General features: G+C 55.1%; 16 protein-coding genes, 1 tRNA gene and 1 pseudogene. 8 read left to right on the plus strand and 10 right to left on the minus strand.

Annotation, left to right across the window (positions count from 1 at the left end; translation table 11 throughout):
• Positions 1-120: 120 nt before the first annotated feature.
• Both J4P41_RS04850 and J4P41_RS04855 read right to left on the minus strand, forming a co-directional pair.
• Positions 121-330 (minus strand): annotated as a pseudogene (locus J4P41_RS04850) (IS701 family transposase); the annotation flags it as partial.
• 405 nt (positions 331-735) lie between these two features.
• On the minus strand, positions 736-2,982 hold the full coding sequence (locus tag J4P41_RS04855) for a TonB-dependent hemoglobin/transferrin/lactoferrin family receptor (protein WP_426066446.1): 2,247 nt from the start codon (positions 2,980-2,982) through the stop codon (positions 736-738).
• 213 nt (positions 2,983-3,195) lie between these two features.
• Between J4P41_RS04855 and J4P41_RS04860 the strand changes: the two genes are divergently transcribed.
• The 8 genes from J4P41_RS04860 (at position 3,196) to J4P41_RS04895 (ending at position 9,024) form a co-directional block, all read left to right on the plus strand.
• Positions 3,196-3,852 carry a biliverdin-producing heme oxygenase gene (locus J4P41_RS04860; protein WP_426066298.1) on the plus strand — a complete coding sequence of 219 codons (657 nt, stop codon included), beginning with the start codon at positions 3,196-3,198 and terminating at the stop codon, positions 3,850-3,852.
• A gap of 72 nt (positions 3,853-3,924) precedes the next feature.
• Positions 3,925-4,842: a heme/hemin ABC transporter substrate-binding protein gene (locus J4P41_RS04865; protein ID WP_426066299.1), complete on the plus strand. Its 918-nt coding sequence runs from the start codon at positions 3,925-3,927 to the stop codon at positions 4,840-4,842.
• Complete coding sequence (locus tag J4P41_RS04870; RefSeq protein ID WP_211568349.1) at positions 4,839-5,867, plus strand: FecCD family ABC transporter permease; 1,029 nt, start codon at positions 4,839-4,841, stop codon at positions 5,865-5,867. Before J4P41_RS04865 ends, J4P41_RS04870 begins: the two co-directional genes overlap by 4 nt.
• Positions 5,864-6,706, plus strand: coding sequence for a heme ABC transporter ATP-binding protein (locus J4P41_RS04875; RefSeq protein ID WP_426066300.1), 843 nt, complete (start codon positions 5,864-5,866; stop codon positions 6,704-6,706). Before J4P41_RS04870 ends, J4P41_RS04875 begins: the two co-directional genes overlap by 4 nt.
• The gene (locus J4P41_RS04880; RefSeq protein WP_023943402.1) at positions 6,691-7,002 is read left to right on the plus strand and encodes an antibiotic biosynthesis monooxygenase family protein; all 312 of its coding nucleotides are present in this window, start codon (positions 6,691-6,693) and stop codon (positions 7,000-7,002) included. The genes J4P41_RS04875 and J4P41_RS04880 overlap by 16 nt, the downstream gene beginning before the upstream one ends.
• 32 nt (positions 7,003-7,034) lie before the next feature.
• Entirely contained in the window at positions 7,035-7,748 is a 714-nt protein-coding gene (gene exbB / locus J4P41_RS04885) for a tonB-system energizer ExbB (protein ID WP_426066447.1), read from the plus strand.
• Between the two features lie 8 nt (positions 7,749-7,756).
• Complete coding sequence (exbD, locus tag J4P41_RS04890; protein ID WP_426066301.1) at positions 7,757-8,191, plus strand: TonB system transport protein ExbD; 435 nt, start codon at positions 7,757-7,759, stop codon at positions 8,189-8,191.
• On the plus strand, positions 8,188-9,024 hold the full coding sequence (locus tag J4P41_RS04895; RefSeq protein ID WP_426066302.1) for a TonB family protein: 837 nt from the start codon (positions 8,188-8,190) through the stop codon (positions 9,022-9,024). The genes exbD and J4P41_RS04895 overlap by 4 nt, the downstream gene beginning before the upstream one ends.
• A gap of 212 nt (positions 9,025-9,236) precedes the next feature.
• Here the strand turns inward: J4P41_RS04895 and J4P41_RS04900 are convergent.
• The 8 genes from J4P41_RS04900 to hisB form a co-directional block, all read right to left on the minus strand.
• Positions 9,237-9,312 (minus strand) — tRNA-Glu (locus tag J4P41_RS04900).
• A 50-nt stretch (positions 9,313-9,362) separates the two neighbouring features.
• Positions 9,363-9,728, minus strand: coding sequence for a histidine triad nucleotide-binding protein (locus J4P41_RS04905; protein WP_062023387.1), 366 nt, complete (start codon positions 9,726-9,728; stop codon positions 9,363-9,365).
• Positions 9,729-9,741: 13 nt separating this feature from the next.
• The gene (locus J4P41_RS04910) at positions 9,742-10,116 is read right to left on the minus strand and encodes a phosphoribosyl-ATP diphosphatase (RefSeq protein ID WP_426066303.1); all 375 of its coding nucleotides are present in this window, start codon (positions 10,114-10,116) and stop codon (positions 9,742-9,744) included.
• Between the two features lie 4 nt (positions 10,117-10,120).
• A complete protein-coding gene (hisF, locus tag J4P41_RS04915) occupies positions 10,121-10,882 on the minus strand; it encodes an imidazole glycerol phosphate synthase subunit HisF (protein WP_010502346.1) in 762 nt (253 codons plus the stop codon).
• Complete coding sequence (hisA, locus tag J4P41_RS04920; protein WP_426066304.1) at positions 10,876-12,225, minus strand: 1-(5-phosphoribosyl)-5-[(5-phosphoribosylamino)methylideneamino]imidazole-4-carboxamide isomerase; 1,350 nt, start codon at positions 12,223-12,225, stop codon at positions 10,876-10,878. Before hisA ends, hisF begins: the two co-directional genes overlap by 7 nt.
• Positions 12,222-12,860 carry an imidazole glycerol phosphate synthase subunit HisH gene (hisH, locus tag J4P41_RS04925; protein ID WP_426066305.1) on the minus strand — a complete coding sequence of 213 codons (639 nt, stop codon included), beginning with the start codon at positions 12,858-12,860 and terminating at the stop codon, positions 12,222-12,224. Before hisH ends, hisA begins: the two co-directional genes overlap by 4 nt.
• A complete protein-coding gene (locus J4P41_RS04930; protein ID WP_026017470.1) occupies positions 12,845-13,237 on the minus strand; it encodes a hypothetical protein in 393 nt (130 codons plus the stop codon). The genes hisH and J4P41_RS04930 overlap by 16 nt, the downstream gene beginning before the upstream one ends.
• Positions 13,234-13,830, minus strand: a complete 597-nt coding sequence (gene hisB / locus J4P41_RS04935; RefSeq protein WP_426066306.1) for an imidazoleglycerol-phosphate dehydratase HisB — start codon at positions 13,828-13,830, stop codon at positions 13,234-13,236. Before hisB ends, J4P41_RS04930 begins: the two co-directional genes overlap by 4 nt.
• Positions 13,831-13,888: the final 58 nt, after the last annotated feature.

Below are 13,888 nucleotides of genomic sequence, written 5' to 3' on the forward strand. Positions count from 1 at the left end.
AACCGGGCCAGCCGCTCTTCAACATCAAAGAAACCAGGCTGCTTCATCTGCCATCATCCCCAATCAACGCAGGAGAGATGGAATCACAGAGGAACCCTCAAATCCAGAAGGTTTTTCGAACCCTCCATCTCCTGCGGCTTCTGCCCGCATCCAACCTGTCTTGCGTGGATCATTGCCAATTAAAACATCAAGGAAAGAACACGCTGAATCCGCGACACGCTTTTGCGTAAACAGTGGAGCAATCCGCTCCTTGGCTGATCGAAGCGAACGCACCCATAATTCCAGCGTCTCTTCAACAGACGCACCACCCGTCGTCATATCCTGAATCATGGTTATTCATAGAGTCAGAACTCAACACAAAATGCAACTGTAGTGCTAGGCCGCGTTGACAAAAGGTCGGTATGATCTGTCCGGGGTTTGGCATTATTGCCTTTAACGAGGAAATATAGTTTTACCGGTACGGCGTGAGACAATCTAACGGTTCAGGAGTGTCCGATGATTGGACTTCTTGGGCCTTCTGGATACGGGTGTTGGGTCGCCCGTCTACTGGACCAACAATCATTATTGCGATGGCCTAGTATTTAGAAAGCTAGGTGGGAAAAATCTCAAGCTTGTTCAGGAGATCCCACATTCCATCGAAGTCAAAGAGACCAAGCAGTAAAATTTCACTCCTCCCCCAGTCATTGCGGAAGGAGTGGATTTAAAAATCCTACTTCAAATGGTTTTTGCGAATATTCAGAAATTGATAAGTGTCGTGACTTTGAAGCTGCGTCCGGGTTGTGTGTAATAGGATTTGGGAACGCTGATGCTATCTGGAATATCCAACGCATTATAATAGCGCTTATTGAACATATTATACATTCCGGCCTGAACCCGCAGGTTTGGGAAAAACTTGGGCGAGTACCATCCTGTCAGATCGAAGATTGCGTAACCTGGGGTTTTATTGGCATTAGACGCCATGTTCTCGACTTTGTTTCGCGCAGCAGCAAAGGTCGTTGAGAAGTTTGCCCCCCAATGTTCCCGATTATAGGCGACGCCCACAATTCCGCGAAACGGTGCTACGGAATTCAGGTGGACGCGCTCATCCGTGTCACGTCCGTCCGAATAGGCGAGGGAGGTCCAGACTTGCCAGTAAGTGGCAAACGTCCAGTTCGCTCGGGCTTCTACACCATAAATTCGAACATGCTGTCGATTAACATATTCAAAAACGCCGAACGGGTAATAGCCGCCAATTCCTGCTGCCGCCGCCGTTGTGGTGACGGTGTCGATGAAGTTGTGGTAGTAATTGTCGAAGAATGAAATTGTGGCGCCACGCTTGGAATCTCCGTATCGGGCGCCAACTTCCCAGCCGCGACTGGTCTCAGGTTTCAGGCTCTGGTTCCCAATAGAGACATAACTTCCTGTGCCGCCATATGTCAGGTACATTTCGGTAGCAGATGGCGCGCGGAATGCCTCGGAGTACTGTCCGTAGAGGGTAAGGTTTTTTAGAACACGAGCTTCGACCAGGACCTTTGGTGAATAATGGGAGCCACTGGCGCCGCTGGGGGTACCGCTGTAAGCCGCATTGTTCGCATAAGTTGCTGTGTATTGTGGGCTCCGTTTGTAATAGTCAAAGCGGAACCCGGGAGTGATATGAAGCCACTCCATTTTCCCTACCCCAATACGATCCTGTACAATTGCGCCAAGGTCCGTGCCATGGACATCCGGCATATCCGACTGATTAACATGCAGAAATCTGCATGAGTAAATGGTTGCAGTACAGTTATCCAAGCCCCCGGCGTACTGACTGGTATCAGTGATGTATGCTTCACCACCCAGCGTAATGACGTGGTGAAGGGGGCCTGTAAAGATATTTGAAGTAATTGACCCGGTCGTACCATAGGATTGAACGGCGAGATTACTGTTTCGGTCATACTCGCCGATCGGGGCAGTAAGACGATTAGCGGCGGTATCGTTGATCATGTTGACTTTCTGCCAGTAGGCAATGAGATGCGCCTCGCTGATGAATGCAGAAGGGTGTTCAGCCTTGTAATCGTAGCTACCGGAAACACGGGACCGCTTGCTCTCTTCCAGCGTGTGATAGCGGCTATAAGTGGAACTGATGCTGCTCAATGTATTTTCGTTGTAATTGCGATCAAAGACTTCTCCGGTCAGACCGAAGCGATGGCCGCCTTCGACATATTGATGAATTTTCCCAAGAAAATTACCCTGTGTGTAAGAAGCGGGATCTTTGGCAGAACGTGTTGTGCCTACACCGCCGGTGCCGCCCATATTTCCAGTTTGGCTTCCTGTTTGATAGCCACCCTGAACAAGAATCATTGTGTTATGATAACGTCCAGCGAGAGCCTGATTGAGGTATCCGCTTTCGCTTGAGCCGTCATAGGTGAGTTTTGTCAGACCGCCGAAAACCTTATTTCCCGTCAGGATATCTTCCGGATCCAAGGTTTTGAGGGAGACGACACCACCGAGAGCACCCGTTCCGAAAAAGCCGGAATTTGCGTTTTTGACAATGTCGATCGAACCAAGTGAATTAAAATCGTAAGATGATACGCCGCCATCTACACCACGGGCGCCGTCGTTGGCCCAGATTGTCCGGATACCGTCGATCGTGGTGAGGATACGGTTCTGATCCAATCCACGCATGTTAATACTCAGATTGTTGTTGTTGTAATTTATCCCGGCATCCACACGCCGTGCATAATCTGAAATACTATCGATCATGCGCGACTGAAGCGTTTTTAACGTCACCGTTGTCGTCATGACACGGGGCTTTCCGACAGTGCTATAGTCAGCGTCCGGATCAACTTTCATCGAATTGATAACATCTGCTGACGCCTGTCCGCGCACATGAAGCGGGCGGAGTTTGATCGTTGGGGGGGGGCTTGTTTCCACGATTGGTGTTTCGTTGATGGGTGTTGGTGTCTGGGCGTGTGCAACAGGAATGGCAGCCATTCCCCAGGCAAGAGCAGATGTTGCCAGCATTGTCTGGCGTCTGTGACGTATCAGAGCCGGGATATGTCGAATCATTTTCAGCCTCTAAATGAGAATTGTTCGCATTAAATCGTTCAGAGTTTATGTAGCGTCAATCCAATTGATATTGATTCTCATTTTCATTGAAGTGGGGATGCAAATCTGCCACATAGAAAGTGAACTGACTCTTCAAATCTAACGACAGAGTCTCGGTTTTTTTAAGTTATGATCTTGAAAGACAAAAGGAAAACGCCAGTTATGTGCGCTTTTTTTGCGGAAAATACGCTGTCATTTGCATTGCGTGAAAAGACAAAGTCCATTCATGACCGAATAGATCATCGGATCATGTCGATGGGATTGTTTTCAAGCCTGAACGGTTACAGAATGTTCTTGATATCACAATATATTTTCCATCGTGATGTGATAAAAATTTACGAAGATGTAACATTGCGTCGTCTTCTTCCTGATCTGGAAGCACGTAACCGCTTTGCATGCATAGAGGCAGATATGCAGGATCTTGACCTGCCGCAACCTCCAGTCAGTAGCGGGGATGTGATCCCATTTAATCCCTCGATTGCAGTTGGTTGGCTGTATGTTGCGGAAGGGTCGAAGCTTGGTGCCAATATCCTGTCTCGCATGTCATTGGCGTTGGGTTTGACAGAGAGTTTTGGAGCTCGACATCTCGCCCCGGCTCCAGAGGGACGTGGTCAGTCATGGAAGGTGTTCAAGGCTGCGATTGATGGAGCCGAACTTGACCGGAATATGTGTGCGACTGCAGCAGAAGAGGCTTTTATACGCTTTTCGAGGTGTCTGGATCTCGCCCAGAAACTGGTGGCAGAAGATGGAGCGAACGAGAAAGTGAAAAGTTGGGTTGCGCTTTAGTTGAGAATGAATATCATTATCATGAATGACATATGAGATGTTGTTCGTTGTTGAAAAAAAGGAAGAGCAGGCGTGAAGAGTAATCGTGACCTTGGTCGTCGTGGTTTTTCTGTTCTGCTTTTGGCTGCGGCACTTGTGCCCGCTGCCGGTTGGGCGCAGCCTAGTCTCATAACGGATTGCCGTGGACGTTCTGTTTCAGTGTCAGGGGCGTCTCGTATCGCCTGCATTGGAGGCACCCTTACCGAAACGCTTTATCGGCTTGGTGTATCTGAACGCATTGTTGCCGTTGACACTACTTCGACCTGGCCGGAGAGCGCGCTTAAAGAGAAGAAATCTTTAGGGTATATGCGCGCCATTTCTGCAGAAGGCGTGTTGTCCGTTCGGCCAGACCTCATTCTGGCTATGAATGCGTCAGGGCCGGCTGATGCGATGGATCAAATTGTTGCATCCGGTATTCCAGTCGTTTTCGTTGATTCTACATCGTCACCGGATGCCATTCTGAAACGAACGAAATTTCTGGGCACAGTGGTGGGACGCGAGCGGGCCGCAGACGAAATGTGCCGGGACATTCAAAGCCATTTCGATGCGCTGGAGCGGTGGCGGGCGAGTCATTCTGGTGCTCCCAAAGTTCTGTTTGTCATGCGAATGACCAATAACCGACCGATGGTTGCCGGCCAGGGCACTGCGGCTGATGCCGTGATCCGACTTGCTGGTGGCATCAACGTCGGAGCCGATCTGCAAGGATACAAGCTGCTCAACACGGAATCTCTCGTAACCCTTCGACCGGATATCATCCTGACAATGAGTCAGGGGGGAGCAGAAATCCGGCAGGCTCTTTTGAACGATCCGGGTTTTAGCATGACACCAGCAGGTCAGAAGAAAGCAATCGTGGAAATGGAAGGCGAACGACTTCTGGGCTTTGGGCCTCGCACTCCTGAAGCTGCTCTCGATCTGGCTCATATGATAGCCAAAGCAGGAAAACCAACATGATGAACGTGCGACGGCACGTGAATTTGTGGCTTCTGGCTCTTGTTCCAGTTCTGGCACTGGTAATGCTGTGTGCTCTGGACGTTGGAGCCAGTGGCATCGGAATTGGCTCATTGCTCCACGGTTCCGAGGGCGCAGGACAGTCATTATCCTGGATGGTCATGGCGCATATCCGTGCCCCACGGGTTGTTCTCTCTGCAATGGCAGGCGCAGCGCTTGGAACAGCAGGAGCCATTATGCAGGGCCTGTTTCGGAACCCATTGGCCGATCCTGGTCTGATCGGTGTGTCTTCTGGTGCGGCGTTGGCTGCGGCCTGTATCATTGTTTTGGGTGTTGATATCGCCCAGCCAGGGTTTCTCAATGGATGGGCGGTTCCGATCGCCGGGATGGCAGGGAGCTTTCTGGTCACGATCCTGCTGTATGTATTTGCAACCCGGGCAGGCATTACCTCCGTCACGACAGTTCTGCTGGCTGGTGTTGCTTTCGGGGCTTTTTCCGGAGCTTTGACGGGCATCCTTATTTTCCGTGCCAATGATACGGCGTTGCGGGATTTGACATTCTGGACGCTCGGGAGTTTTTCCGGTGCGAACTGGGAGCGTATCGGACTCCTCACGCCTTTTCTGCTTGTTTCAGGGATTATTGCTACCCGCATTGCCGCCCCCTTGAATGCGATGTTGTTGGGGGAGGCTGATGCCGCGCTGATGGGGTATCCCGTTGAACGTACCAAGCGACTGTCCATGTTGGCTGTTGCTGCGTCCATCGGGCCAGTCGTCGCGTTCGTTGGTGCTATCGGATTTATCGGTGTTGTCGTTCCGCATCTGGTGAGACTGGTAGCGGGACCGGATCATCGCTTTGTCCTTCCAGGAAGTGCTTTGCTTGGAGCGATCCTTCTCACTGCGGCAGATACGGTATCCCGCGTTATTGCGGCACCGGCAGAACTGCCGGTTGGCATTATAACGGCAGCTCTTGGAACACCGGTTTTCGTCTGGCTTCTTAGTCGCATTCATGGAGCGGATATTCCGTCATGACGCTTGAAATCCAGAATGTTTCCACGTCCGTGAACGGACGAAGTCTTGTTCGGAACCTAGACCTGTCATTGGCTGCTGGAGAGATTGTTGCCGTCATCGGACCGAATGGAGCAGGGAAAAGCACGCTGCTGAAACTGGCCTGCGGGTTGATGCCCTTGCAGCGGGGCTCTGTGAGTTTCGGAAGAAAGAACATTAATCTTCTATCAAATGGCGAGCTTGCAAAGCGTCGGGCATTATTGCCGCAGGACTGTCCCATGCGGGCAAGGTTTACAGCGCTTGAGCTTGTTCTGATGGGAACGGCCATTTCGGGTCAGTCTCGACAGGCTTCGGAGAGGGGCGCCGCTGCGTTGGCTGCGCTGGAGCATGTGGGGCTTTCTGCGTTTACCGCCCGTGACGTCATGACACTATCAGGTGGCGAAAGACAGCGTGTTCATCTGGCGCGTGTGCTGGCCCAGCTTGAGATTGCCGCGCAGGATAACGTACCGGGGTTTCTTCTGTTAGATGAGCCCCTGTCAGCACAGGATATGGCGCGTCAGAGGCTGGTTCTTCAGATTGCGGGAACACATGCGCGGCGAGGGGGTGGAGTTCTTCTTGTCCTGCATGATCTGAATTGGGCTGCCGCCTGTGCTGACAGGGTTGTTGTCATGCACCAAGGCGAGATTCAGGCGCAGGGTACCCCTCAGGAGGTCATGACCCCGCAGTTGCTGAACGACGTTTTCGGAATTCCGGACGGTTGTATTCATCATCACGACAGTTCCGGCCGACCCTATGTTGTCCCTCATGATCTTGTCATGTCGGGCAGGGCATCAAACAAGGAGACATCGTGTATATTGCAATGAACCGTTTCAAGGTCCGGCCAGACAGCGAAGAGGCTTTCCGCAAGCGTTGGCTGGAGCGCGAAGTTCTGCTCAAGACAGTACCGGGCTTTGTCAGCTTCCAGTTTTTGCAGGGGCCCAACCGGGAGGATCATATTCTCTATGCCTCTCATACCGTATGGGAATCTTATGACGCCTTTGTCGGATGGACGCAGTCGGAACAGTTCCGTGCTGCTCATGCTGGTGCGGGGCAGGGGAAAGTACTGACGGTCGGGCCGCCAGTGTTCGAGGGGTTTCAGGTTCTTCAGAACATTGAGTGAGGACTCTGATTATGGCCCAGACAGGTGCATTGATGTCTCTTACGGTTTCTCCCTGGCAGATGTTCCTTGGCGCCGGGCCGGTGGTCCGCTGCGTGATGACGCTTCTGGCTGCTGCGTCTGTCGTCACATGGACGATTTTTATTGCCAAGACTGTGGAACTCATTCGCTTGCGTGCGCAGCTCAAAAAATCAGAAACGGCGCTGGAAGACGCAGACACGCTGTATCTCGGAGAAGAATGGACGCGCGATGGTGCGGGTATCGCTCATGCCATGGTGCTGGCCGCAGAAACGGAGCGCCGCCGCTCGGAAGATATTCCTGCTGATCGTGACGGCATCAAGGAGCGGATTGTCCTGCATCTTGAGCGCCTGGAAGCTGCTGAAGGCCGTCGCCTGATGAGAGGGACTGGCGTGCTCGCCACGATTGGTGCGACGTCGCCCTTCATTGGCCTGTTCGGAACAGTGTGGGGCATCATGTCGTCCTTCACGGGCATTGCTGCTGCTCATGCAACCAGTCTGGCCGTTGTTGCTCCAGGCATTGCAGAAGCCCTTTTGGCCACGGCGCTTGGTTTGGTCGCTGCTATTCCTGCAGTGGTGATCTACAATCATCTGGCCCGTCAGACGGCGGCCTGTCGTGCCTGCGTCGCGGATCTGACGTCGCTTGTGATGCGTCTGGTCTCCCGTGATCTGGCCCGCGCGACGCTTACAGCAAGCGGCAATGTCGTTCGCTTCATGGCTGCTGCGGAGTAATCGCGGGAATGGCTATTCATATCCGCCATGCCGATGAGGCGGTGCTGGAAGCGCACGAAATCAACGTGACGCCGTTTATCGACGTCATGCTCGTTCTGCTCGTGATCTTCATGGTTGCCGCGCCTCTGACGACGGTCAACGTCCCTGTTGATCTGCCATCTTCAACTGAAACACCAGCTCCACGTCCGGATGAACCGGTTTTCCTGACCGTTAAGGCCGATCATACGCTGGCTTTAGGCGAAGATGCCGTTAGTTCGGATCAACTCGTTGATGCACTCGGTAAAGCCAGTAAGGGGAACAAGGAAGAGCGGATTTTCCTGCGGGCGGACAAAACCGTTGATTATGGAATGTTGATGGACGTGATGGGGCAGCTTCGGAAGGTCGGTTACCTCAAGGTTGCGCTTGTCACGCTTCAGGGGCAGGAGGCTGGGGAAGGGCCGTGAATTCTTCACACGCGTCTATCCCCAGGACCTTCCGGGACTGGTATAAGGGGTATCAGAAGACCGCAGACCAGCTTAGCGTCCGTATCTGGGGCCTGTCTGGTGCTGCTGTAACTGTTCTGACAGGCGCGGCACTCTGGTGGGCTGTGACCCATGTGCCAGCACAGGTTGTGGCCCCAAGTGCTGCACCGCCTCCGGCTATTGCGATTGACATGTCCCCTATGCCGACACCTGCGCCCGCTCCTCCACAGGAGGTTGATCCCGGGCCGCAGCAGATGGTCACGCCGCCGGAACCCCAGCCGGATACGCCTCAGCAGGTCGATGCGCCGCCGTCTCCGGCGTCACATCCGCCCGTGCCTGTTCCGAAGGTGAAGAAGGTCAAGGTTCATAAGAAGACAGCAAAGAGCGCGCCGCAGCCTGTAAAACCGGTCCCGATGCAGGCTCCTGTTGCCGAGAAGATGACGGCGCCTCCTGCTGCGGACAATACGCTCTCCCAGAGCAGTAGCGCGGCCTCCGTGTCCCATGCCAGTCGTTCCAGCAATGCCCCCATAACCTGGCAGGGCGATATTCTGGCGCGCCTCGAACGCTTCAAGCGGTATCCGGCAGAAGCTTTGGCCGAGCATCAGGAAGGCACACCCATTCTGTTCTTTGTCATGGATCGACGAGGGTATGTTCTGTTTGCAAAGGTTTGGAAGAGTGGAGGCTTTGCATTGCTTGATAAAGAAACCCTGGCCGTTGTCCGGCGTGCAGAACCGTTCCCACCGCCGCCTGAAGAGATTGCAGGGGCGACAGTTTCGCTGACGGTGCCTATCGAATTTTTGGTCGAGGGTCAGTAAGTCAAGAAGTTGAAAGGATGTTTTTTGAAACGTAGCGAGAAATTCCACCAATGTAATGGATCGCTTAAAAAACCTGAAAAAAAAATTGAAGCGGTTTTACCGGAAATTCGCCCCGCCATATCTTGTGCGAAGTAGCAAACGGCTCTTCTCTTTAGTGGTCCGAATGGACCATTACGCCGAATGTGAATAGCTTAATTTGGGGCAGGTTCCCTTGGCGTCCCATAGGGGATTCGAACCCCTGTTGCCGCCGTGAGAGGGCGGTGTCCTAGGCCTCTAGACGAATGGGACTAGGGCGAGGGGGTTAATAGAAGACCCCCTCGGGCTTGGCAAGCGTTATTTCAGGATTTTTTGGAGAGTAGCGGGCCAAGGGCGGTGCCGCCGAAAAGATGAACGTGGAAGTGCGGGACTTCCTGGCCGGAGTTGGCGCCCGAGTTGCTGATGAGACGGAAGCCTTCTTTCGTCAGGCCTTCATCTTCTGCTACTTTCGCGACGGCACGCCAGAAGCCGGTGATCTCTTCAGCGGAGGCTGTTGCGCTGAAATCTGCGATGGACACGTATGGCCCTTTAGGAATGACTAGGACGTGGATTGGAGCCTGCGGTGCAATATCGTGGAAGGCCAGCGCGTAGTCGTCTTCGTAAATCGTGCGGGACGGGATTTCTTTGCGAAGAATACGGGCGAAAATATTGCTGTGATCGTAGGTCATGCCACTGCTTCCTTCAGCCGATTTTTTCTTTGGGGCGGGAGGCTTTTTCGGCAATGCCGCTGGTGCCTTCGCGACGTAACAGTTCCGCCCAGACATCTTCCGGGGAAACGCCTGCGTCCACCCACATCACAATCAGATGGTACAGAACGTCAGCACTTTCTCCGATAAGTTCCTTGCGGTTGCCATTGACGGCTTCAATCAGGCACTCGACGGCTTCTTCGCCAAATTTCTGGGCAATCTTGTTCCGCCCGCGTGCCATCAGCCGTGCGGAATGGCTTAACGTAGGGTCTGTACCGCGGCGGGACTGAACGGTTTCGAACAGGCGTTCCAGCACATGTTCTCTTGCCGGTGTTGCTTTACGCTCTTCCGGTTTTGCTGCCTTTGCCATTGCCTTATTCTCCAAGTCTGACCGGAAGGCCGGCCTCATTCAGTGCCTGTTTGACGTCCCCAACGCGGAACTGTCCAAAATGGAAAACGCTGGCAGCCAGCAGGCCGCTTGCGCCAACCTGCGCGCCTTCAACGAAATGATGCAGTTCGCCAACGCCGCCTGATGCAACAACAGGGATGGTCACTGTACCACAGACAGCTCTGAGCAGATCCAGATCGAAACCGGACTTCGTACCGTCACGGTCCATGCTGGTAAGCAGGATTTCGCCCGCACCCAGATCCTGCATTTCCTTGGCCCATTCCACCGCATCTAGTCCGGTCGGTTCGCGGCCGCCCTTGGCATAGACTTCCCAGCCGCCGCGACCATTCGAGCGCGCATCAATGGCGACGACTACGCATTGGCTACCAAAGCGCTGCGAGGCTTCGCGGATCAGTTCCGGACGCGTAATCGCCGCAGAATTTACGGCGCATTTGTCAGCACCAGCCAAAAGCAGGCGCCGCATGTCTTCACAGGTGCGAACGCCCCCGCCCACCGTCAAAGGAAGGCAGATGGCTTCAGCCGTCCGGCGAACGACATCGAGAATGGTATCCCGGTTCTCGACGCTGGCCGTGATGTCCAGAAACGTCAACTCGTCGGCACCAGCGGCGTCATAGAGTTTTGCCTGTTCAACCGGATCGCCCGCATCACGAAGGGAGACGAAGTTTACCCCTTTGACGACGCGGCCGTCCTTGACGTCCAGGCAGGGAATGACGCGGAGTTTCAGCATGAACCGAGAACTTCCAAGGCGTCCTTAAGGGCAATGCGGCCATCATAAAGCGCACGGCCGACGATGGCCCCCGAAATGCCAGGAACCGTGCGAGCGATTTCACGCAGGTCCTTCAGGTGATCCAGCGTGCCAACACCACCACTCGCAATCACGGGAATGGAGAGGCGGCGGGCCATATCGGCGGTCTGTTCCAGATCCAGACCGGCCAGCATGCCGTCACGCGTGATTTCCGTGAAGATGATGGCAGCAACGCCTGCGTCTTCCATGCGGAGAGCCAGATCATTGGCTTCCAGTTCGGATACCTCCGCCCAGCCTTCCGTCGCGACACGGCCCTGACGGGCATCAATGCCGGCGACAATCTGTCCGGGGAATGCACGCGCTGCCTGGCGAACCAGTTCCGGGTCCTTGACGGCGACGGAACCGAGAATGATACGGGACACGCCGGCCTCCAGCCAGCGCTCGATCGCAGCCATATCCCGGATGCCACCACCAAGCTGCACGGGTAGGCTCGTGGCTTTCACGATGGATTCAATGGCCGGGATGTTCGTGGATTTTCCAGCGAAAGCTCCGTTCAGATCCACAACGTGAACGTGATGACAACCTGCTTCTTCAAACAGGCGTGCCTGTGCGGCCGGATCATCAGAATAATGTGTGGCGTCTTCCATCTCGCCACGACGCAAACGGACGCACGCGCCGTCTTTTAGATCAATGGCGGGATAGAGCGTCAGGCCGTGTGTGGCTTTTGCGGGCGCTTCGGACGGTGCGGGTGCGCCGCCGGCGTCTGGCGCAGCAATGCTGGATTGCCAGCGCGCAGCTTCATGTTCACCGGCGAGAAGTTTGGAGAAGAAAAGTCCGCGCACCGTCTGACCTCCGATCCGTGCATAATAGGGGTGGGTTCCCCAGTGCTCAAAGTCGAGCGACCGGAACAGCCCGATAGCAGCATCGTGCGTTTCTCGCACGTCGCAGTTGATAACCTTACAGCCCATGGCTTTTGCACCGTGGATCATGGCGTTCGCCAGAGCCCGGCCGAGACCGCGGCTTCGAGCATAAGGGGCCACGAAAAATCCTGTCAGATTGACGGTCGCGGCATGAGCTTCATAGCTGGAAGGCGGTCGGGCCAGTTGCCCTGCGCCGCAGATCAGACCCTTGTCTCGCACGACATAAAGACTGCGTTCCGGAACAAGGAGCAGCCCTTCGAAATATCGTTCCAGCGACTGATTGCCGGGAGGTTGCAGCCAGCCAAACCCACCCCCATCCAGAATGGCTGCGGTAACAGCCTCGCACAGGGCTTCCATGTCATCGGGAGACAGGGATGAGACGACGCGTTCACAGGTAACGGTCATGATGTCCACCGCAGGAAGTTGCCCATGATGGTGAGGCCGACAGCCTGACTTTTTTCAACATGGAACTGCGTCCCACAGCGGTTGCCGCGGGCGACGATAGCTGGGACCGAAGAACCATACTGTGCGGTTGCGACCAGTTCGTCAGGGTTGCCGTCATGCAGGGCAAAAGAATGGACGAAATAGCCATGCACGCCGGGTTCCAGCCCTTCTGTCAGCAGATGCGCGCCGGGCGTGAAGTCCAGAGTGTTCCAGCCCATATGAGGAAGGCGCAGACCGGCATCGGCGGCTTCGTTCATGCGGCGGATATTACCGGAAATCCAGCCCAGGCCTTCTGTGTGACCATGCTCCAGACCATATTCGCTCATGAGCTGCATGCCGACGCAGATGCCGAGAAAGGGCGTGCCATTGGCGGTTGCTGTTTCCAGCGTATTGCGAAGGTCGGTGCCCAGTCCTTCGGCGCAATCCGCGAAAGCACCCTGACCCGGAAGGATAAGACGATCGGCATTCAGGATCGCATCGGCATCGCGGGTGATGGTGACGTCGGCGTCGATGCCACGAAGGGTGGCAGCCTTACGGGCGGCCTGAGCGGCCGAGGCAAGATTGCCACCGTTATAGTCAATTACGACGACGCGCATGGGAACTCCGGGGGTGAAACGGGAGAAGGCTGCCGATCCGCCCAGCGGAGCAGCGCGATATCCTTGCTGGGGGCAGCAATCGGCGCACCGATCTTGCGTCCGTTAAGGCGCATTTCCCACAGACGGATATCGGACGTGAAAGCGGCCAGAGCGGCATGCAGGCTGACGATGAGAGCCATTTCCCATCGAGCAGTCACCAGAAGATGGAGCAGGATTGAAGCAGCCGCTGCCATCATGGCGGAAATCCAGGTGCCGTAAGTCAGGAGGCCCAGCCAGCCGAAAAACAGAACCCGCCACGAAAACCCGTCCTGCACCATGACGGGCAGGCCGAGCGGTCGGGATGAATTCGGGTCAACGCAAGGTGTGAATAGCTTCACAGGACGCCCTTGGTGGACGGGATGGCCCCTGCCGCACGCGGGTCCATCGAAACAGCGACGCGCAGGGCGCGGGCTACGGCCTTGAAGCCGCTTTCCGCGATATGGTGTGCATTGGTGCCAGCCTTGCAGGTCAGGTGCAGGGCGATATGGGCGGACATCGCAAAAGCACGGAAGAACTCTTCGAACAGTTCCGTATCCATCGTGCCGATCTTCTCACGCGGGAACGTGACGTTCCAGGCCAGATAGGGGCGGCCGGAAATATCCACTACGGCTTCACACAGGGCTTCATCGAGCGGAACCAGCGCATGACCGAAGCGCTCGATGCCGCGCTTGTCACCGATGGCCTGACGGAACGCCTGACCGAAAACGATCCCCACGTCTTCAACCGTGTGATGCCCGTCGATATGCAGATCACCCTTGGCCATCAGCTCAAGATCAAAGCCGCCATGCTTGGCGAGCGCCGTCAGCATATGGTCGAAAAAGCCGATGCCGCTGTCCACGGTGGAGCGTCCCTGGCCGTCGAGAGACAGGGCCAGAGTGATGTCGGTTTCGCTTGTCGCGCGGTGCAGACGGACGTGACGGGTTTCGGTCATGGTGGTTCTGCTACACCAGCGTGAGGGTTATTTCCACGCTGTCCCTGAAATGAGTGAT

This window comes from Gluconobacter sp. NFX36, from assembly GCF_049887835.1.
Classification (GTDB): domain Bacteria; phylum Pseudomonadota; class Alphaproteobacteria; order Acetobacterales; family Acetobacteraceae; genus Gluconobacter; species Gluconobacter japonicus_A.